Origin of the sequence: Streptomyces graminilatus (assembly GCF_001418565.1) — a bacterium.
Classification (GTDB): Bacteria; Actinomycetota; Actinomycetes; order Streptomycetales; family Streptomycetaceae; genus Streptomyces; species Streptomyces graminilatus.
Map to the genome: position 1 here is coordinate 1 of NZ_LIQQ01000080.1, position 19,214 is coordinate 19,214.

Annotated in this window: 26 protein-coding genes and 1 pseudogene; 4 read left to right on the plus strand and 23 right to left on the minus strand. The window is 67.5% G+C overall.

The window, feature by feature from the left end:
• The 15 genes from AOK08_RS08450 to AOK08_RS08520 form a co-directional block, all read right to left on the minus strand.
• Positions 1-982, minus strand: a 982-nt coding sequence (locus AOK08_RS08450; protein WP_422125727.1) for a YfjI family protein, incomplete at its 3' end; no start/stop codon positions are given.
• Entirely contained in the window at positions 979-1,302 is a 324-nt protein-coding gene (locus AOK08_RS08455) for a hypothetical protein (RefSeq protein WP_241826871.1), read from the minus strand. The genes AOK08_RS08450 and AOK08_RS08455, both read right to left, overlap by 4 nt.
• Entirely contained in the window at positions 1,299-2,177 is an 879-nt protein-coding gene (locus tag AOK08_RS08460; RefSeq protein ID WP_055524841.1) for a bifunctional DNA primase/polymerase, read from the minus strand. Before AOK08_RS08460 ends, AOK08_RS08455 begins: the two co-directional genes overlap by 4 nt.
• A 182-nt stretch (positions 2,178-2,359) precedes the next feature.
• A complete protein-coding gene (locus AOK08_RS08465) occupies positions 2,360-2,650 on the minus strand; it encodes a hypothetical protein (RefSeq protein WP_055524842.1) in 291 nt (96 codons plus the stop codon).
• A gap of 16 nt (positions 2,651-2,666) precedes the next feature.
• The gene (locus AOK08_RS08470; protein ID WP_055524843.1) at positions 2,667-3,134 is read right to left on the minus strand and encodes a hypothetical protein; all 468 of its coding nucleotides are present in this window, start codon (positions 3,132-3,134) and stop codon (positions 2,667-2,669) included.
• Positions 3,135-3,155: 21 nt separating this feature from the next.
• On the minus strand, positions 3,156-3,350 hold the full coding sequence (locus AOK08_RS08475) for a hypothetical protein (RefSeq protein WP_055524844.1): 195 nt from the start codon (positions 3,348-3,350) through the stop codon (positions 3,156-3,158).
• A 17-nt stretch (positions 3,351-3,367) separates the two neighbouring features.
• A complete protein-coding gene (locus AOK08_RS08480; protein ID WP_055524845.1) occupies positions 3,368-3,619 on the minus strand; it encodes a hypothetical protein in 252 nt (83 codons plus the stop codon).
• Between the two features lie 140 nt (positions 3,620-3,759).
• A complete protein-coding gene (locus tag AOK08_RS08485; protein ID WP_055524859.1) occupies positions 3,760-5,994 on the minus strand; it encodes a cell division protein FtsK in 2,235 nt (744 codons plus the stop codon).
• Between the two features lie 83 nt (positions 5,995-6,077).
• The gene (locus AOK08_RS08490; protein ID WP_055524846.1) at positions 6,078-6,419 is read right to left on the minus strand and encodes an RRQRL motif-containing zinc-binding protein; all 342 of its coding nucleotides are present in this window, start codon (positions 6,417-6,419) and stop codon (positions 6,078-6,080) included.
• Entirely contained in the window at positions 6,416-7,033 is a 618-nt protein-coding gene (locus AOK08_RS08495; RefSeq protein ID WP_055524847.1) for a GGDEF domain-containing protein, read from the minus strand. The genes AOK08_RS08490 and AOK08_RS08495 overlap by 4 nt, the downstream gene beginning before the upstream one ends.
• The gene (locus AOK08_RS08500) at positions 7,030-8,169 is read right to left on the minus strand and encodes a hypothetical protein (RefSeq protein ID WP_055524848.1); all 1,140 of its coding nucleotides are present in this window, start codon (positions 8,167-8,169) and stop codon (positions 7,030-7,032) included. Before AOK08_RS08500 ends, AOK08_RS08495 begins: the two co-directional genes overlap by 4 nt.
• Complete coding sequence (locus AOK08_RS08505; RefSeq protein ID WP_055524860.1) at positions 8,166-8,456, minus strand: hypothetical protein; 291 nt, start codon at positions 8,454-8,456, stop codon at positions 8,166-8,168. The genes AOK08_RS08500 and AOK08_RS08505 overlap by 4 nt, the downstream gene beginning before the upstream one ends.
• A gap of 94 nt (positions 8,457-8,550) precedes the next feature.
• The gene (locus AOK08_RS08510) at positions 8,551-9,000 is read right to left on the minus strand and encodes a DUF3307 domain-containing protein (RefSeq protein ID WP_055524849.1); all 450 of its coding nucleotides are present in this window, start codon (positions 8,998-9,000) and stop codon (positions 8,551-8,553) included.
• Between the two features lie 40 nt (positions 9,001-9,040).
• Positions 9,041-9,808 (minus strand): DUF4097 family beta strand repeat-containing protein, encoded by a 768-nt coding sequence (locus tag AOK08_RS08515; RefSeq protein ID WP_055524850.1) that lies wholly within the window; start codon positions 9,806-9,808, stop codon positions 9,041-9,043.
• A 163-nt stretch (positions 9,809-9,971) separates the two neighbouring features.
• Positions 9,972-10,355, minus strand: coding sequence for a RapZ C-terminal domain-containing protein (locus tag AOK08_RS08520; RefSeq protein ID WP_055524851.1), 384 nt, complete (start codon positions 10,353-10,355; stop codon positions 9,972-9,974).
• 541 nt (positions 10,356-10,896) lie between these two features.
• Here AOK08_RS08520 and AOK08_RS08525 point away from each other — a divergent pair.
• Both AOK08_RS08525 and AOK08_RS08530 read left to right on the plus strand, forming a co-directional pair.
• On the plus strand, positions 10,897-11,655 hold the full coding sequence (locus AOK08_RS08525; RefSeq protein ID WP_055524852.1) for a hypothetical protein: 759 nt from the start codon (positions 10,897-10,899) through the stop codon (positions 11,653-11,655).
• Positions 11,656-11,657: 2 nt separating this feature from the next.
• Entirely contained in the window at positions 11,658-12,131 is a 474-nt protein-coding gene (locus AOK08_RS08530) for an NUDIX domain-containing protein (RefSeq protein WP_055524853.1), read from the plus strand.
• On the opposite strand, the gene AOK08_RS08535 is transcribed toward AOK08_RS08530, so the two are convergent.
• Genes AOK08_RS08535 through AOK08_RS08545 form a run of 4 tightly spaced genes read right to left on the minus strand, consistent with a single transcriptional unit; the run spans position 12,119 to position 15,080 of the window.
• Positions 12,119-12,685 (minus strand): HD domain-containing protein, encoded by a 567-nt coding sequence (locus AOK08_RS08535; RefSeq protein WP_055524854.1) that lies wholly within the window; start codon positions 12,683-12,685, stop codon positions 12,119-12,121. The two genes, AOK08_RS08530 and AOK08_RS08535, sit on opposite strands and share 13 nt — an antisense overlap.
• Entirely contained in the window at positions 12,682-13,245 is a 564-nt protein-coding gene (locus AOK08_RS08540) for a GntR family transcriptional regulator (protein ID WP_338400123.1), read from the minus strand. The genes AOK08_RS08535 and AOK08_RS08540 overlap by 4 nt, the downstream gene beginning before the upstream one ends.
• Before the next feature lie 26 nt (positions 13,246-13,271).
• Positions 13,272-14,360: a helix-turn-helix domain-containing protein gene (locus AOK08_RS42925; RefSeq protein WP_079053907.1), complete on the minus strand. Its 1,089-nt coding sequence runs from the start codon at positions 14,358-14,360 to the stop codon at positions 13,272-13,274.
• A 24-nt stretch (positions 14,361-14,384) separates the two neighbouring features.
• Positions 14,385-15,080 carry a hypothetical protein gene (locus AOK08_RS08545; RefSeq protein ID WP_055524855.1) on the minus strand — a complete coding sequence of 232 codons (696 nt, stop codon included), beginning with the start codon at positions 15,078-15,080 and terminating at the stop codon, positions 14,385-14,387.
• 430 nt (positions 15,081-15,510) lie between these two features.
• Between AOK08_RS08545 and AOK08_RS42930 the strand changes: the two genes are divergently transcribed.
• Together AOK08_RS42930 and AOK08_RS08550 are read left to right on the plus strand one after the other, a co-directional pair.
• Positions 15,511-16,278, plus strand: a complete 768-nt coding sequence (locus AOK08_RS42930; RefSeq protein WP_079053908.1) for an endonuclease domain-containing protein — start codon at positions 15,511-15,513, stop codon at positions 16,276-16,278.
• 356 nt (positions 16,279-16,634) lie between these two features.
• The gene (locus AOK08_RS08550) at positions 16,635-17,471 is read left to right on the plus strand and encodes a DUF5753 domain-containing protein (protein WP_422125728.1); all 837 of its coding nucleotides are present in this window, start codon (positions 16,635-16,637) and stop codon (positions 17,469-17,471) included.
• Here the strand turns inward: AOK08_RS08550 and AOK08_RS08555 are convergent.
• From AOK08_RS08555 to AOK08_RS08570, 4 genes and pseudogenes are all read right to left on the minus strand, one after another.
• A complete protein-coding gene (locus tag AOK08_RS08555; RefSeq protein ID WP_055524856.1) occupies positions 17,426-17,620 on the minus strand; it encodes a GntR family transcriptional regulator in 195 nt (64 codons plus the stop codon). The genes AOK08_RS08550 and AOK08_RS08555 overlap by 46 nt on opposite strands.
• Before the next feature lie 74 nt (positions 17,621-17,694).
• Positions 17,695-18,057: a hypothetical protein gene (locus tag AOK08_RS08560; protein WP_055524857.1), complete on the minus strand. Its 363-nt coding sequence runs from the start codon at positions 18,055-18,057 to the stop codon at positions 17,695-17,697.
• 143 nt (positions 18,058-18,200) lie between these two features.
• Positions 18,201-18,485, minus strand: a pseudogene (locus AOK08_RS08565) (site-specific integrase); the annotation flags it as partial.
• Positions 18,486-18,563: 78 nt separating this feature from the next.
• Positions 18,564-19,214: SUKH-4 family immunity protein (locus AOK08_RS08570; protein WP_198539187.1), on the minus strand; the 651-nt coding region annotated here is incomplete at its 5' end.

Below are 19,214 nucleotides of genomic sequence, written 5' to 3' on the forward strand. Positions count from 1 at the left end.
CCCTCGCGGCGTAGGTGGCGGCGGTCTGTTCGGGGACCGGGTCGGTGATGACCTTCCGGTCGCCGACCGTTGACACCGGCAGCGAGTACAGGAAACGGCCCAGCAGACCGCGCCCCTTCCCACCCTTGATCTTCCCCATGTCCACCAACACATCGGGCTGAACTGCCAGTCCCATGGTCAGGGCGGGGGCGTCGACGTACTCGCGACGGGTCTGGCGGTTCACCCTCAGGCGTCCCCCGGCATGGCCTTTGAGGAAGACTTCCATGTTGGGACTGCCCGAGTAGCGGCCGGCGATGATGTCGAAGATTCCTCCTTCGTCGCTCATCACCGACAGCCGGCCGCCCTGTTCCGCGATGAGCGAGGTGACGGTCTCGGGTGTGCAGTCGTCCGCCAGCAACAGGGGTTCGGCCGGCACGGTGAGTACGTCGGCGGTCTGCGCGAGGCCAACGGCGGTCTTCACCATCTCGTCTCGCTTGTCGCCGTCGGCGGACGCGGCCTTGACGGTGGCCTTGTCCGCCGCTTCCTTTGCCAACCGCGCCGTCAACTCCGCTTCCACGATCCGGGGCTTCATCGCCACCTGAAGCCGTTTCTCCGCCTCGTACAAGGGGTCGGTGAGCAGTCCGAATACGGCGGACTTGCGGTTGCCGGGCGGGAGCGCCACCACGGTGTAGAGGTTGGTGGGCTCGCGCCAGTGGCCGCGTACGTGGACCACCGACCGGCCGCCGGCCGCCGTGGCGAGCACGGCGAGGGCGACCGAACCGGCGAGGTCGACCGGGGTCTGTGTCTCTTCCGCGACGGCCGCCACGAACTCCCCCAACCAGACGGGGAAGACGTGGGCGGGGAACGTCGGTCGCTCGCGGCGGCCGGTGAGGGGAATGGGGTCCTCCCACACGTCCGGTGCCACGTCGTCCTCGCCGGAAAGGTCTTCCAGGGTGGGCAGTCCGGCCCACAGATCGGGACTGTCCACAGGCTGTGGAGTCATGAAACGGCCCTCCCTTCATCGTTGGTGGTGTGGGGGCAGACGCCGACGCTCACGCGGGCGGTCAGCCTGATGACGTCGGCACGGCCCCGAGCGCGTTCGTGATGCCCACAGACACACAGCCAGTCCGCGACCGGCACGCCCTCGCACTGGATCTGTAGCCCCGGGGTGATGCCGGTGACGGTGACCGTCTGCGGGTCAGAACCAACCGCAGAAAGGACGCCCATACGGGCGGCGACCCTCAGTTCGCACGCCGTCAGCCGTCGCGGGCGCTGTACGGCGTCCTGACGGCCGTTCGTGGCGGTTCGGGATGCTTTGTTCATGCCGCGCGCTCCACGGCCGTCTCAAGGCCGTTGGCGACCGCGCGGCGGGCGTAGGTCTCCGGAACGCCCACCAAGACGGCGGCGGCCACGATCTCTTCGCCGATCGCCGCAAGTCCGCACGGTCCGGGACAGGCGGTGTGCTGTGCGGCGAGGAACCGTGCGACGCCGAACGCCTGTGATCCGGCGCCGGATTCGGTACGGGCCCGTACGAGGGCGAGGCCGCGTTCCAGGCCGGTGCGGACGTAGCGCTCGGTGTGGCGGCACCCGGTGGCCACCGACCGGCCCCATGAGGCGCGGCCGGGAAGAGAAGAGTCCACCTCCCCCGGGGCGGGGGTGGTCTCTTCTCTCACCAGCAGGGCGCGCACTGCCGCCGGGAGAACGGCCATACGACCGGTACCGGGTCCGAGCCAACGGGCGTACTGCGAGAGGGACTTGATATCGACACCCGGCCGGACCGCGTTCGACGACGGCATGGCGCCCCGGTAGAGCCAGTGTTCACCGCGCGTCGTCGGCACCGTGCGGGTGGCGGGCAGGGTCGCGCGGGCCCATGCAACGGCCGCCGCGTTGTCCAGGTCGACGACCGTCAGCCCAGCCCCGCCGGGGTGGTAGGCGACCGTCGCCGCCTCACGCCACGCCGGCGCCCACAGGGGCGAGGTGAGGACGTGCGGGTCGGTGGTCGCGGCGGCCCACGCGTGACACGGCGCGGGGCAGCGGCAGGGGCCCGCCGCCTTCATGTTCGGCCGGTCCCCACAAGCACTGTCCTTGCAGGAACAGCAGTTACCGAACGGCATCTTGCCCCGCCGCAGCGGCAGAACCGGGAGACCGGCCGCTGCGAGGGCGAGGGCGACGTCCAGGGCGTTCGTCGCGGCGTTCACGAGATCAGATCCAGCAGGCGCGGCCGGGACACGCGCCCCGTTCGAGTGGCAAAGACCGAGGGGCCCTCGCCGAACACACGCAGTTGGGTCATGCTGTAGGTCTCCTGTTCTGCAACGTCGGGATCGGAGACCGTGGGCGGCGGGCTGTCCTTGTCCGGGAGTGCCGCCGCCCACGGGCAGAGCTAGAAGGGCGGTTCGTCGCTGTAGCCGCCGAGCCCCCACGGGTCACGGTCGCTGTCACGGCGCCGCAGCCACCGGGGTAGACGCGGAAGCGGCATCAGGACCATGCGCCACTCCGTCCAGCACGGGCGGGGCTCCCAATCGGTGCCCTCGTACTCGCCGTCGTAGTGGTTGCCGTAGTCGTGCGGGATGCCGCCCACGCCGTCGCAGTCACGGCAGTCCGGGCGGGGCGTGTCGGTCAGGATCAGGGCATTGCGGGGCAGCGCGGTGCGCTGGAAACGCAGTCGGAGCACGGGAGTTGGTCTCCTGTCAGCCGTAGAACTTGTTGCGCTTGATGACTGCCTTGCGGATGTTGACCGTCGTCCCGCTACGGCTCCCGCTCGCGCTGAACACCTGCACGGCGATCCAGCCGCCGAAGATGACGGCCGCGAGGATGACGAGCTGGGTTACCAGGGCGGTCAGGGCTGTGACGAACGCGGTGAGCATGAGCAGTCCGCCGCACACCGCGAGGAACCCCACACCTCCGAGCGCGACGTTCACCGCCGCGCGGGAGACGGCGGGTTTGACGGCGACCGGTTCGGGCTTGGGGGGCTCGATGGCGTAGCCGGTGACGACGCAGCCGTCGGGCAGGACGATGCTCGTCACAGCCGGGATGGTGCCCGGCTGCATGGGCATGAGCGGCGCGGTGTGGGTGGGGGCGAGCGGGGTGGGGATGTGGACTTCCACGGCCGCCCTCTCGTGTCCGGCCGGACGCCTGTATGCGGTGGGTTCGTTCATGGTGCTGGTCTCCCTTCCGGGTCAGCGGCCGACGCCGGGCAGGGCGTCGGTTATGGCGGTGACGAGTTCGTTGACGGTGTCGGCCGCGCCGGTGTGGGCGAGGTAGAAGCCGAAGAGCGCGACGGCGACGGCCGCACCGGCGCCGACGGCCTTGAAGCGCAGCAGCAGTACGACGCCGATGGCGAGCAGTAGAACGAGCGGGATGGTGATGACCACGGGTCCTCCGGGCGGGGTCAGCGGGTGCCGGCGCGGTAGGTGCGCGCGGCGCGGTTGTAGATCCAGCGGCCGACGCGTATGCGCTTGCCGGTCGCCTGGCAGCGGCGGCAGTCCTTGCCGCGCTTGGTCTTGCCCTTGCGGTCGGTCTTGAAGCCGTGGCCCATGCCGTCGCACTTGCGGCAGTCACCGAACGGGCTCAACCAGCACTTGACGACGTAACCGAGGGTGATGACTAGTAGGACGGCGGCAGCGAGCACGGCAAGGCTCATCAGGGGCCTCTCAGGGGGATTCAAAGGCTTTCCGCAGGTCAGTCGCTACGCGCTAGCTACCTGATCAGGGGCGGTTTGAGTCGCTAGCAGGGTCGCTTGCGCAAGCGACGTCCGGCGCTTGCGCAAGCGACCCTGCGGACCTATCCGGCGTCCCGCTTCTTGTTGCGCTCCGTAATCGCGGCGGCGATGTCCTCGCGCTTGATGCCGCGCTTGTTGACGGTCTTGCCGTCGATGCGGCGGCTGATCTGTTCGGTGGCCACGCCGAACGGCTTGAGCGCTGCGGTGAGCGCTTCCGCCTTGGGCTTGGGCTCCATCTCGGCCCACGGGCCGTAGACGTTGGGGCGCAGGTCGGCGAGCCGGTCGACGACCGTTTCCGACCACACCTTGACCTCACCCTTGCCGAGCACGGCCGCGACGTCGTCAAGGATCGTCGCGGACGTCTCCAGGGCCGGGGCCTCGCCGGCCGCGTCACCGGACAGGGTGCCCTCGGCCTCGCGCAGCGCTGCGGCGCGGGTCAGGATGCGTTCGGCGTCGCGGCCGTCGGCGAGGTAGGTGCGCACGATCCCGGAGTCGTCCGACATGCCCTTGAGCAGGCCAACGCCCTTGTGGGACTTGAGCAGCTTGGACGCGTCCAACCCCTCCGAGTACGAGCCCGCACCGAGGATCGTGTCCGACACCTGGTAGGCGCCCACCCGCAGGGCGAACCGGGCCTGATGCTGGTCACGCAGCTCCGAGGGGCACGCCTTGTCGTCCGGCTTCTGCGTCGCCGTCATCACCGAGACACCGACCGCCGGGGCGACCCGAGCGAGGTAGACCATCAGGGACAGGATCTCTTTGCCGTGCTCGGGGTGGGTCAGGTACTCCTGCACCTCGTCCACCACGAACAGCGTGAGCGGCATGTTGAGCTTCTTGTCCCGGCTGATCTCCGGGGTGAGCTTGCCCTCGGGGCAGACGTGCAGCGGCAGTTCGGACAGCCGGTGGTAGCGGTCTTCGACGTCCGCCTTGAGTTCCCGCAGCGAAGTCAGCAGGTGCTGAACCGGGTCCACCCCGTTCTTGGGCACGATGCCGAACCCGATGCGGTGGGCGACCTTGGCGAACGTGCGCCAGTCCGGCGACGCCTTCCCGTCGAACAGGTACAGGCGAACGTACGGGTCCAACGCTGCGGCGAGCGCGATCGTCCGGGCAGAGAACGTCTTGCCCTGTCGCGGAACGGCGCCGACCAGCAGTGACAGCCACAGCATCGTGGCCATGACCGGGTTGCCGCGTTCGTCGACACCCCACGGGAACGGCTTCCAGAAGTCCACCCGAGTCGCTCCCAGCAGCGGCGACTTGCCGGACGGCACGGCGAGCGGGTCACGGTCGGCGATCCAGTACGACACCCGCCGCCCACTGGTGTCGTCCTTGTCCAGGAACAACTGGGTCGGGGCGATGTCCATACCGGACGCCAGACGCGCATGTGCCTTCATCGCGTCCTCGAACGTCTTGCCGTACGGCAGATCCACCACGACCCGCCATCCGTCGCCGTCCCGGCCGATCGGGCGCGGGAAGGCGATCGTCTGATCCTTGCTGGTCAGTCCGGCCACCTCGTGCGCGCGGATGACGATGTCCGAGGACAGCTTGCGCTTGCGGAACGTCACCTTGGCCATGTCGATCAGCGGCCGGTCGGCCGGCGCACCGACCACACCGAGCGTGGTGGTGAACGCGGCGACGGCCAGCAGGAGCATCCACGAGGGCGCCATGACGAACAGCGTCAACGTGGCGGCGAGCCCGACGATGCCAGCGAGGAAGGCCACGATGCCGCGCAGCCTGACACGGTCGTTTCGCTGCCGCGACAGCTTCAGGTACTCGGCCGCGTCCTCGTTGGCCACCGACGCGATGCGAAGCGACTTGCCCTCCGCGTCGAACACCCACCGGCCGACCGCAGCCGACCAGCGCCACGCCCCGCGCGGCGAGTACCACAGCACCTTCGGGGTGTAGATGCAGGGCAGGCGAACGGCGTGGTAGCCGACCACAGCCGAGTAGTGCCGAATGGCCCACCTGCGGACGGCTTTGCGCTGGTCGGGGAGCTTCACCCAGTCCGGCAGCACCGGCATACGAGCCTTGTCCCGCGCTTCCATCCACTCGCTGACGGACGGCGGGTAGACCTCGCGTGGCGGGTCGACCGGGGCGCCCTCGTCAAGTCCGTCGGCCTCAGGGTCGTCGGTGTCGGGGAGTTCGGCCTGCCACTCGCCCGGCTTGACCGCGCCACCGGCGGGCATCTCGGGGTCGGTGGGCGGGGTGGTGTCCTTCTTGAGCGGGAACGGCAGCACGTCGGCCGTCCGCTCGTCGGTGCCCTCCGGCTCGTCCGGGGGCGGGAACACGGGGTTCTCGGTCACGATGTACGTACTCCTTCGGGAGTCGAAGGGTCCGGCCGGCTTGCTGTGGAAGGTCGGGCGGCCGGACCTGGGTTCGGGATGGTTCAAGCGGCGCGCTGTTCCTCGGGATAGGCGCAGGTCACGCACGATCCGAGCGTGGGCGGGATGACGTATCCGGCATCTCGTTCGCACTCGGGGCAGGTGCGGCGGGCGCGCATCATCGCGGCGTGGGCCCGCCACCGGCCCGGGGTCATCGGCCGGACCGGTTTCGCGAGGTCGACGCGGTACAGGTAGGCGACCAGGGGCGGGCGGCCCCGCCGCCGGGGGCGTTCGAGTTGAGCGGCGACGTCTTGACCGCCGGGCCGCAGGTCTCGGGCCCGCAGTTGACGGCGGGTGGCGTAGCCGTCCGGGGCGAGGTGCCACCGGAAGATCGGCAGCGTGCTCACGCCGCGCCGCGCCGTCCGGGACGGCTTCCGGTGACCACTCCGAGCAGCCGCCCGAGACGGGCGCGGCGAGGACCGGACCGGCCGGATCGCTTGGCCGCGTACATGGCTTCGTCAGCGCGGCGCAGCAGCGCGGACAGATCCTCGCCCGGGTGGTCGGCGGCCCGTACCCACCCCAGGGAGACCGTGGTGTGCACGTCAGGGGTGGTGTCGAGCGGCCGGGCGAGGACGCGGGCGAGGGTGTGCAGCCGGTCGGCCATCGTGCCGTCGCGGTCGACGACGACGGCGGCGAATTCGTCCCCGCCGAGCCGTCCCACGACACCGCCGAGGGTGGTGCCGTGGGCGAGGCGGGCGGCGACCGTGGCGAGCAGCACGTCACCGGCCGCATGCCCGTGGGTGTCGTTGACCTGCTTGAAGTGGTCGACGTCCGCCAGCACGACCACGGCGCGCGGGTCGCGCAGCAGGCGGCGGGCCCGCCGGGTGAACGCGTCCCGTGTCCACAACCCGGTGAGCGGGTCGCGTCGGGCGGTGGTCAGTCGTCCGTGCAGCCACCGGGCGTGGACCGCCCACCCGATGACGGGCGGCACGGCCGGTAAGAGCGCGGCGAGGGTGCTCACGGTGTCACCACCGTGGTGGCGCGTTCGGCGAGCAGGGCGTCACGCAGCTTGCGGGCGTTGGCGGGCGAGGTGCGCAGGGCCCGGCGGATGCCCTCCCCGGTCACCTCCCCGTCCGTCAGGCCGGCCGTCGCCTTCCGCGCTTCCGCCATGAGCTGATCGGGCGTGCGGCGGGTGCGGGTCGACTTCGCGGCGACCGGGACACGGCCCGTCGCCCGACGCGGCGCGGTCGACACGGCCGGGACCGATCGGGCGGGAGCGGCGGGAGCCGGGGCGATCGGGACCGGCTTCACCGCCGGGACGACGGCAGGCATCGGCTTCACACCGATGCCCGACTTGCCGAGATCGACCGGCGCCGGATCGGGCACCGCCAGCCGCGTCACCACGACCACGGGCACGGTCGATTCACACAGGTCAGAGGTAGACCGTTCTCGACTGGTTCCAGTCGATTCCTTCGCATTTGCGTACGCGTCGGAATCCGGAGCGAGGGCGGGGGCCGTGCCGCCGAACATCGACGCGAGCGCGGCATCCGCGCCGTCCGTGATCCGGTCGCGCTGGACGTCCAGCAGCCTCGATCCGAGGGCCGTGTCCCCGGCCCCGACCTTGCGGGCCAGACGCCACGACGCCCGATCGGACCGCTTGCGCACCCGGTCGACCGGGTGATGGGCGGCACGCGCCCGGTGGTAGGCGAGGGCCTGAACGATGTCTGCGGTACGGCGCTCGTTCTCCGCGTCGCGGCCGTCGGTGTGTACGACGATCCGCCGCGCGAGGAACGCCATGCCCTCCGCCGACACGGACATGCCCATCGGGGTCAGCGCGTAGACGACCGTACGCCCCGGGTCCGGCGCGGCCATGGCGCCCATTACAGCGGCGGCGGCCGGTAGCGCCCACAGCCCCATCCGTACGACGCGCGGCGAGGACTGGCCCAGCATGGTCAGCCCGAGCAGTACCAGGGCGAGAACGGCGGTAGCGCCCTCACCGGCACCGAGCGCACCGAGGGCGGTACCGGTGCCGTAGGCGTGCCCGATATTGCTGTACGTACCGATCCCGCCGACCACGCCCGTGGCGAGCATCGGCACGAACGCGGCCGACAGCACACCGATCTGAACCCTGGTCAGAGGCTTGCGGGGCTCGCTCATGCCGCTTCCCCCGTCCCCGACCGCAGAGCGCGAACGGAACGCAGGAACGGCACGGTGCGGGTCAACGCGTCCGCGTACAGGGCGTCCCAACCGGCGATCTCGTCACCGGCCTCGCCCATCGCGACCAGGTCGGCGAGAACGTCACGGGCCGCGTCCTCGCGGGCCGCGCGGTCGTCGCCCGTCTCGGACTCCAGCGGGCCCCGGAACAGGTCGACGTCGATGCCGAGGGCCAGTTCCGTGAACTCGATGTCGCCGAACGCTTCCTGACCGGCGACGAAAGTGCGCATACGCATGGTGGATCTCTCCTTGGATACGTCGGGAAGGGCGCGGGGCGGTCGGCTGTCCTGTCCGGGAGTGCGACCGCCCCGCGAAGAACGGGGGTCAGACGGTGGCGATGATCAGCGCGGCGACCAGCAGCCACAGGTGGTGGAAGGACTGGTCAAGCGCGTACGCGCCGGTTCCGATGTGCGGGTTGTCGTCGCGGCCAGCGCGCGGGGCACCGAGCCGGTAGAACTCGCCCTTGCCGGTGACCTTGGCCAGCCACGCGAGCGTGGTGCGCCGGTCGGCCCACCAGTGCGAGGCCGCGTCGACCATGAGACCGGCGACGACGCCGAGCACGGACAGCCGCAGTCCCAGCAGCGCGGCAGCCGGGATGAGCACGGCGAGCTTGGTGAGAGTGAGGGTGGCGACGTGCCGGGCGTCCGCGAGACGGCCGACCCATCCGGGGCGGCCCTTGTGCGCGGACTGGCGTGAGGTCTGAACCCAGTGGTCACCGACACTGTGGGCGACGTACAGGGCGACGAAGACAGCGGCGAACGTGGCGGCAGCCATTGGGCAACTCCTCAGGAAGGTGGGGAAGAGCCGTGACTGTTCAGCGGTTGCGGACGCGGCCGGAGACACTGTCGGCGGACACGTTCAGGTGCCGGGCGCCGGAGACCTCGACGTCACCGGAGACGCTGTGGGCGCTGACGTGCCCGGCGGCGCCGCTGGTGGCCTGAACCTCGATGTCCCCCGAGGTGGTGTTCAGGGTGGCGCTGTGCCCGTCGTACAGCCGCACCTTGATGTCACCGGACACCGAGTGCGCGTTGATCTGCTCGGTGGCCCGACCGACGCGGATGTCCCCAGAGGTGGTGTTGGCCCGCAGCTCACGGACACCATCGACTCCCAGGTCACCGGAGACGGAGCGGAATTCCATGCGGTCGACGTAGCCGTAGACCTTGGCGTCAGCGGACTGCGAGACGACCGCGATGGACGACTGTGCGGGCAGGCAGACCGTGACTTCGATCGGACTGACGGTCGGCATGTCGGCCATGCCGCCGGAAACCACGCGACCGTTGATCCGGATCGTGCCGCCCACGATGTTCATGCTGCGGACGCTCTGAATGACGGTGCCGCGTCGCCCCTGCACGACCACGCCGTTCGGCATCTCCGGTACCTCGATGCCGAATGCCCGCCCGTTCTGCTGGCTGCGGGCACGGTTGACCGCGTCGGCCGCAGGCCCCGTGTTGTCGTCGGTGCGCAGCACCACGCGGGCGGTGATCAGGTTCTCGATCACCTGGACGCGGACGCTACCGACCGGCAGCGACAGGCCCAGCACGATCGGGCCGGAAGTGGCGGAGACGAAAGAGCGCTCGGTCATGGACGAACTCCTTGACTACGTCGGGATGGAGAACGGAGCGGCGGGCTGTCCTTGTCCGGGAATGCCGCCGCACCGGGAGTGCGGGCCGCAGCCTCACGAGCGGCGGGCCAAGCGCCCCGGGCGGGATTCGAACCCGGCCGGGGCCATCGGGGAGATAGTGCGATCAGCGCTGAACGACCGGCTTGCCCATATCGCGGTGGCGAACGGTGACGTCATGTCCCGCAGCGCGCAGCCTGTCGGCGAGCGCACGAGCGAAGGTGGGCGCACGGTGGCGACCGCCAGCGCATCCGTCGGCCACCGTCACAGTTCCGGCGCTGGGGCCGGACGCGAACGCGGTGACCGCCGTGGCGGTGGCCTCCACGAGCGCGGTGATGCCGGGCGTGTTCAACACGGCGGTACGAACGGGCTCGTCATCGGCCGTCATGTACCGCAGTTCCGGCGACACGTGCGGGTCGCGAAAGTGGTGACGCAGGTCGATGGTCAGGTGCGCGGCGGGCGGCTCGGCGTGCAGGTAGCCGAACGAAACGATCTCGACAGCAACAGTCATGAGAGCTCCGGGGAAGTGAAGGGGTGTTCCGGCTCCCCTCAGCCCTGTTCGTGCGAGACGAGCAGGGGAGGCAACCGGCAGCGGCGTTCGGCCGCTGAGCCGATGGAGGCGAGAGGCGGACTCTCGCGAAGGTGCTGCGGAATTCAGATCAAGCGATGCCAGGAACCGCCCCCCGAGGGGCTGATCTGGGCAGGTCACCCGGCCCGACATGGTCGGTCGGGATGGTGACCTGCACCCATTGACCACCCGTGTTCAGGTGGTTGGGTCGGCACACTGTTGAGTTCTCAAAAAACTGCCGCTTCCATCGAGCGGTCCCTTTCTGGGGCCCTCCGGGCGTCCTCGGTGATGCAGTACCTGTTTTACAGGTACTGCATGGGGGTCCGTCAAGTGCAGCGACGGGATTTCCTGGCTTCGCGCCGGGACTTCTTGGCGCACCATCAGAATCGCCGCAGGTCAGGGGACTTGGTCACCCCCTACGTGGACACCTCAAGGGCATCTCGGTACCTTCAAGAAGTCCCTAGACGTCCCATCGGGGGTACAGATGTCCAACGAACGTTTGAGGTCAGCCCTGTTGGCCTGCGGCATGACCGTTCAGCGACTGGCTGACGAGATCGACGTCAATCCCAAGACCGTCGAACGCTGGATCACCCAGGGCAAAGTGCCGTACAGGCGCCATCAGTACGCGACGGCCGCAGCACTCAAGGTCGACGTCACGACGCTGTGGGAGGACGACCGGGCCGTCGACAGCGCGACGGACCTGACCAAAGCCGAGATCGCGACCGTCTACCCGCATCGGCACACGGTGCCCTCGGGTCTGTGGCGTGAGATCTACGCACGGGCACAGAAGCGCCTTGACGTGCTTGTGTACTCCGGGCTTTTCCTGTCTGAAGATCCAGTGTTTCAGGACCTGTTGAAGGCGAAGGTTGCCGCAGGGGTCCAGGTGCGCATCCTCTTGGGAGACCCGGGCTGTGACGCGGTCCGGCAGCGCGGCATAGACGAAGGTCACAGGATCATGGACGGCAAGATTCGCAACGCCCTGGTTCTGTACCGCCCGCTCATCACGAGCCACCCCGAGATCGGGTTCCGGCTCCACGATTCGACGCTCTACAACTCCATGTACCGCGCCGATGACGAGATGCTCGTGAACCCGCACGTCTACGGCATCGGGGCCTACATGGCACCCGTGCTTCACCTGCGGCGACTGTCCGTCGGCGGGCTGTTCGAGACGTACGCGAATAGCATCGAACACACCTGGCAGAACGCCCGGCAGATCACCGACAGCGACTTCAACGGAGCCTGACCATGGGACGCATCGACTACCTGCACGACCCTGCCGCGCCGCCGGCCAACTCCGTGGTTCCCTCGGTTGTGGCGTTCGTGCAGAACGACGCGGAACAGGTGCTAATGATCCAGCGGTCTGACAACGGCCGTTGGGCACTGCCCGGCGGCGGGCACGACGCCGGTGAGTCGATCAGCGACACGGTCGTCCGCGAGGTGTGGGAAGAGACCGGCATCAAGGCGGAAGTCGTCGACATGTCCGGGATCTACACCGACCCCGGCCACGTGATGCAGTACGACGACGGCGAGGTCCGGCAACAGTTCAGCATTTGCTTCCGCGCGAGGCCGGTCGGGGGCGAGGTGCGCACGAGTGACGAGACGACGCAGGTCCGATGGGTCGCCCCATCGGACCTGTCGAAGTTGGACATCCACCCCACCATGCAGCTCCGCATCGAGCACGCGATGGACCAGGCGCGAACCGCGCCCTACATCGGCTGACGCTTGGCGGCGGCGACCCGTTCGAGCACGCGCGATGTGCTCGCGAGGATCTCCGGCTCGGCACGGCGGATGAACGTTCCGATCAGACTGTCCGGCCCATAGCGGCCGGCAATCTCGTTGATCCGGTCCACAGGGTTCGTAGGCGTGCCGTCCGGCGTCGTGTTCATGTCGCAGTAGCACAACGCGTCGTTCAGCCCGGCGGGTTCGCGAGGGAACTCGCCCTCAAGCTCCTCGCGCATGCCCCGCGCTTCCGCCTCCATCCACGCACAGGAGTGGTGCGCCACCAGGCTCACGACCCGTTCGTCCGCGCCCGCGATGTCCCGGAGGTAGCGCGCACCATCGAGCGGGTGGAACCCCGTCTTGGCGATGTCCGGTGCGTAACCGATGTCGTGTAGTACCGCAGCCGCTTCCAGGAGCTCCGCATCCTCGCCGACGACGGCAGCGATGGTGCGCGCCCTCTCAGCGACTCCGAGCGAGTGCTTCCAGCGACGCGGCAGCGGCTCAGCCAGCAGCGATTCCGCGAGCGGGTACGCCCACTCAGCCAGTCCCGTCAAAGTGACGAACGCTCCTCTCGATTCGGCAGGGCCCGCACGGTCCGCAGCTTGCCCTGCCCTCCCTCGGACAGCCATCCCGCAGCTTCCAGCTTCTCCAGTGCCTTCGTCACGGTCGGGCGCGAAACACTGAACCGGTCGCACAGTGCGGAAGCACTCGGGAAAGTTGCCCCTACCTCAAGTCCATCATCCGTGATGACCTCGGCAAGCCGTTCCGCGAGGGGCCGGCGATCGGTCCGCTGGCTACCCCTGACTACGCGCCACCGGCCACCGGGAACCGGCTCCGCCACACCTTCGCTCCGGAGCACTGCGAACGCCCGGAGTACTACACCGCGCGAGACCCCGTGATCCCGCCCAAGCTCTGCGGCTGACGGCAGCTCAGCCATCTTCGGGTCCGCCTCGATCTGGGTCTTGAGTACATCCGCGATCTTCTGAAAGGTCCCACGCGGGTTCACCTGCTGCAACGCTAAGTCCTCCCCATCCATCCACCCCTCGTCCGACGTAAGTTTCCCACTCTGGGCCCAGTTGATAAGCAAGCAAGGATGCAGCTCTACGTCGACCATCCTCACATAGCTAGCGCAGAGCCTTGCTAAACTAGCCTCAGTTGGGCTGGTCGGTTTGAGGGGTGAATTTCCTGTTCAGGTGTTGGTGACGCCATAAGACCGAACACCCAACTGTTCAACTCTGTGATGGAAGTGTTGAGCTGGTCCGCGATCTGTCGCGGTCTGATGCCGTCTGCCCAAAGTGCGCTAAACACCTTTTGCATAAGCATTGACGACTCGCGAGAGGAGTCGCCGGGTTCTCCCGTTCTGAACCCTAGGCGACCCAATTCGATCACGGATTGGCGATACTGCCATTCCGTGATCCTGCCTAGAGAGTGTAGGCGATACGTCAGCGCCAGGGCCGATACGTTCCAATGTTTCCTCGACCTGATGATTTGATCAGTGGTGGGACTTTCTGGAATTCTCGCCGCAATGCTGCGTCGAGGCATCAGGAAGTTGGATGCAAATTCGTCCGCTTCCTTTTCGGCTGCTCGCGTCCTCACGCCAGACTCATCATCGCAGTGCATCATGAGATGACCGAGTTCATGGGCAACGTCGAATCGGCTACGAGCTGCGGACTTCAACGTGTTGAGGAAGATATATGGACGACCGTCGCGCCAGAACGAGAATGCATCGACTTCTTTATATTCTGGCGCAAGTGAGAAGACGCGAATTCCGTGGGCCTCGACCAAGTGAATCATGTTCCTGATGGACTCGCTTTCACCCATATTCCAGGCGGAACGAAGGTAATCAACGTTCAGCTCCGGAGACATTTTCCTTCCCGGGGTCGGGATGTGCGGAGCTGGGAGGGTGAATAGATCGTCCATCCAGTGGCTAAATTCCACCGCTAGACGCGATTCCGACAATGCCGCATCGCGAATATAAGCTGATAGCTTACTTCGGGCGCGAAAGCTTACCGATGCCGGATCGATCTCGTCGATCTCAGGGGCTGCAAAGAATGACAGTGGAAAACCTAGAACTTCTGCGATTTTCTCTAGGGTGTGTGGCGACGGTTGCTGGCGATCGTGTTCGTAGTTCGAGATGCTTTGACTGCTCACGCCAACCTGATTTCCAAGCTCGACAAGTGTCATGCCGCGACGCTTACGAGCTAGTGTCAACCGGGATGGCGTGAACATTTGGGTTCCTTTCCTTCTAGATGGTCAGGGCTTCCGCCTCTCGACCGGAACTTCAGTAGGCGGGCCGAACCCGTCGTTCGGGTCGTTGTCGATGGAGTCGAACTCGTCACCATCGACTGAATATGGCGTTGGCGGGAGGATGCGGTCATACCAGTCCTTCACGTACCCCTTGGCGTTCAGTCGCTCGGGCAGCGAGACTTCGTGCCGGATCTCCTTCTTCTTTTGATCAAAGTAGACCAGCATGAGCCAGAGGTTGTAGCCGGTCAGCTCGTCGGTCTCTTCCTCCGCCTGGAAGGCCGAGCGACCAAGAAGGGCGATCTGCCCAAGTGGCACATTGCGCTCCACCAGCTTCTTGGTCAGCTCACCCTTGGGGTAGCGGGAGCTGGGTTGCAGCCTCCCAGACCTCTGGCCAGTCAGCGGACTGCCACTCGCTACACCCAGGGCTACACGGGTGCGAGAGTTGAGCATGACCGGAAGGACGCCAGCCAGGTTGACGCGACGCCAATCGTCCTCGCCATCCAGTTGGCGGCTCAGGCTCGTAACGAGTCCGTTGTACGCGTAGATGCCGGGAGCGATCTTGGCTGCGTGATCCTTCGAGCACAGTCCGCGTTCCGTGTTGCTCGCTCCAAGCGCTTGACGCAGCACGTCACCCCGCAGACCGAGGGTGGTGACCCGAGCCTCATATCCGGCATGGGCCTCTGCTGCTACCGATTCGATCATCCTGCCTCCAGGCTTAGGGAATCCGGCCCTCAGATGAGGGCTCGAATCAATAAGCCAGCCTACAGGGGTGCACTGACAGTCGTGGCGGGAAGCGACCAGGCGGAGTCGCACGGTTCGCGGGCGGGGCGGGGACAGGTCGCACGACATGAGTGGAGTCCTCTGTAGATCTGCCGACTCATCCTTATCTGCAAGCCGCTCGTTGTCCTGGTTCTTGTCCAGTGCGCCAACGGCCACCACCGTTCACCGCCGTACGCGCACCCCCTCTGACCTGCCGCGCGAACCCCCACGAACGCCCCCGGACGGCCGCGCGGACAGTTGGAAAGCGTGTTGGGACGATCCTTCACGATCACGTCCTGATCAAGCCTTGACCAGCGCGGACAAGTCTGGAGGCGGGGTTCCCGACTGCCGATCTTCCTGTCACCGTGGAGGCATGACGAACGACTTACCAGTACGCATCGTCGGCGAGCGCGTAGTCACGAAGCCCGGCATCGGGCCAGTGCCGACGGTATGGCTTCCGCTGCACGGGCAAGTCATCGCCGAGCTGCCGCCCCGGAAGGGCAACGGCCGTTGGCTGCACGAGACGGTAGGCATTCGTTCCCCGGAGTTCAACGGTGATCAGTGGACCCTACCGCGCAGCAGTCTCATGCGGCTGGTGACAGCGGCGGTCGACCGGTACGGGTTCATCGTGCTCTGGCGAGACATGGCACAGCTATCGCAGTGCACTAAAAATTGTTTGGAAGCGACGGGCATCGAATGCCAGTGCTCATGCCTAGGAGCGCACCATGGGCAGGATGCCGCAGGCTGGTTTGAGCGGGTTGGGGACGCGGTGGTGGCAGACCTTGGCGAGTGCATCCGTACCGGTGTCGTCTACGGCCCGAGAGGCAGCGACACGAACGCCGTGATCTATGACGGCGAACTGGCCGGCGAACGCTACTGCGTCGATCGCATCGGCCGGCAGAACTGGCCAGCAGCCGCGCAGTTCATGTGCGCGGGCTGCATGACTGCGCGTGCGACCGTGTGGGACCACTGCCACACTCACGGATTTGTACGCGCACCGCTGTGCAATCGCTGCAACACACGCCACTGGCGTGGATGGCGGCCCCAGTACGGCCGGGCACCGCACAGCCGCAACCTTGATGACAGCTACTACCGTCGGTGCCCCAAGCACGCCGACACGTGGAGGCAGTGCAGTGCATAGCTCCCTTGAGCACCGTTCCTCGGGAGGCGCCGTCCATGGCGGCCACCCCACCTCCGTCTCAGTTTCCGTCTCATTCATAGGCGTACGCGACCGTCCGGAGCCGTTCACTTGGTGCCCTCATGTCGCGCACGCATACGGAATTGAACGCTCTTGAACTCTTCCGGATCAAGCCCTGAACAGCCCGGACAAACCTGCAAAGCGAGTTACGTGGGTTCGAATCCCGCCATGGCCTCTGGATGCCTGACAAGGCAGAAGGAAAGGGTGGCACACCGGAAGGGTGCCGCCCTCTTGATCCGTCGTCTCAGTTGGGGCGTGGAACGGCATCGTTACCCTGCAGTGAATCGCTCACAGCATCAATCAAGTCGCTGTGTACGCGTCCGAGTGCGTACCTCTGCTGCTCCTCGCTCTGTGGCTGGCATGCCTCCAAGTCGTCCCGCATCGAGAACGCCCGTACGCCCCCGTCCGCCGACGACATCCGGGCGTGGTCCGCAGCGTGCGGTGTGGAGGATCAGACGGAAGACCTGGTCGCCTCCCTCCGCGCGGTCGAGGGCACATGGATCGAGTGGCGGCGCATGGAACGCGCGGGCCTGCGCCAGGCACAGGAAGCGCGCTTGCCGCTGTACGAGCGCACCCACCGGTTCCGCTCGTACTCTTCCTGGCTCGTGCCGGGCATGATCCAGACGCACGCGTACGCCACGGCAGCACTGCGCGCGATCCAGCAGCGGCGCGGCCTCGTGGACGATGTGGAGGATGCCGTAGAGGCCCGGATGGAGCGTCAGCGGGTCCTCTACGAGGCCGGTCGGCAGTTCGCATTCCTCGTGGAGGAGTCGGTCTTGCGGTCCGGCATCGGCGGGTCAGAGGTCATGATCGGGCAACTTGCCCACCTGATCACCGTCGGCTCACTTCCCAACGTCAGCATGGGAGTTGTGCCCATGCGGCCGGATCGTGCCCGCTGGCCGGTCGAGGGGTTCTGGCTGTACGACTCGGCACAGGTCAACGTCGAGTTGGTCTCGGGCTACCTCACGACCACGCAGCCGAGCGAGGTAACCATGTACGCCGAAACCTTCGCCGAGCTGGCCGACTTGGCCGTCTACGGAGCGCCGCCCGCGCCAGGCATCCCGACGGCCACTGATGACGACCGCCCCGCCTACTCGCCAACCTTCACGAACGAGCCTTGCCCGAGCACGGTGTAGAGCCGTCCTTCCTCGCGGAGGGCGGCCACGGCTTTCTGCACCGTGGACGGGGCCACGTCCATCTCGGCGGCCAGCTCGTTCACGGCGGGGAAGCGTTCGCCGGACGGGTACTGCCCAGCGTCGAGACGGCGGCGCAGTTCCGCCGCCACTTGGGGCCATACCGGCTTGCCGCGGAAAAACGGTGCGGTGTCCCGGCCGGGACACCGCACCAGGCCGCGCCGCCCTACTTGACTTCCAGCAGCCAGCCGACGGGGGCGTTGTCCACGAAATCGGAGGCGGACTTCTTCTCCCGGCCGATGCTGATCTTCTGCGCGCCGGGCGGAAGCTGCTGAGCGGTCCGGCCGTTCGCTGCGATCACGTCGATGTGCTTGACCCAGACCCAGCTCGCGCCGTCATGAACGGCCACCCGCAGCCGGACATCCGCCCAGTCCGAGCCGAAGCTGATCCAGGAGTCGCCCCACACACCGCTCTGGTTGGCCGCCGGGGCGGCCAGGAGGATGACGTGCTTGTAGTGGAAGAGGTTGCCGTCCTCGTTGTACGCGAAGCCGTGCGGGACCTCACCGAGCTGGAAGGTAGCCGTAGCCATCAGCACTCCTTGACTGGTCGAGTCGGGACACAGTCGACCGTAAGTGCACGTACTTCCCATGAGCTGATTTTCACCGGCAAACCCCCTATACGAAGGGAGCGGAAGCACACACCCACGCACCGGCGGCGCCCAGTGCGCACCTTTCAGCGCCTGCTGTCCCCGGGGGCAAGAAGGCTGGTGACCTCAGCTATCGCCTCCGGTGACGGCTTGAAGTACCGGCGGACGTTCTCCGGCTTCTTGTGCCGAGACTTCGCCATCAGCAACAGCAGGCTCGCCCCCGCCTCGCCAAGGTGCGTCAGGCCGGAATGGCGGTACTCGTGCAGGTCCCATCCGGTGCCCGGCCCGCGCACGGCGGTGTGCTCGTCCAGCAGCGCGCGGGCCTGCCCGTAGGACAGGCGGGCGAGCCCCGTATCCGGGCAGACGTCCCGGGCCACGGGCGCAGCAGTGCGCCCGTCGCTCCGAAAACCCGCTGACGCCAGCCCAGAGCGCGGCAGGCTGCTCCCCGTTCAGAGCACCCTGCCTGCCTCCCCGTCGAAGTCGATCGTCCTCGCCCGGTGTATCAGCCACAGGGTGTAGGTGAGAGTCGACACGTCCGTGTTCAGGGGGCGCAGAGTCGTCTCGGGCTCGTTCCAGATCAGGATCGTGCCCGTGCTGCCGTCCAGGACCAGGCTGTTGGCATCCGTCGGGCTGCCCAGGCGACCCAGGCGGATCAAGTCCCCAGCACCCTTGGGGAGTTGAGTCGCTGTGTCCTCGTCCGCGCAGTACTCCGCGAGGGTCGGCAGCGGTATCTCCGTGTCCTGCTGGAAGAAGGAGTCGTCCTCCGGGAGTCCAGTGCCGGTCAGGAAGCGGCGGGTCGGCTCGTGGGTGAGCGGGGAGGGGAAGTCGACGTCCTCGAAGCGTGCCACCCTGCCGTGGCCGAACGCCTGCTCAAGGAGCCGGGCGGGCAGGTCCAGGGCGAGGCCCGACTCCGCGCCGGAGGCGGCGATCCGGGCCAGCGGGCGGATCGAGGCGGCCATCTTCCAGTACGGGAGCACATCGCCCGCACCGCCGATGCCCTGCGCGAACACCGTCAGCAGGTGCCTGGACGTCTCCGCCGGAGTCCGTGCCCATGAGCCCGACCGGCCCGTGGAGAGGATCAGTTGGCCTCGCGCGGCGGC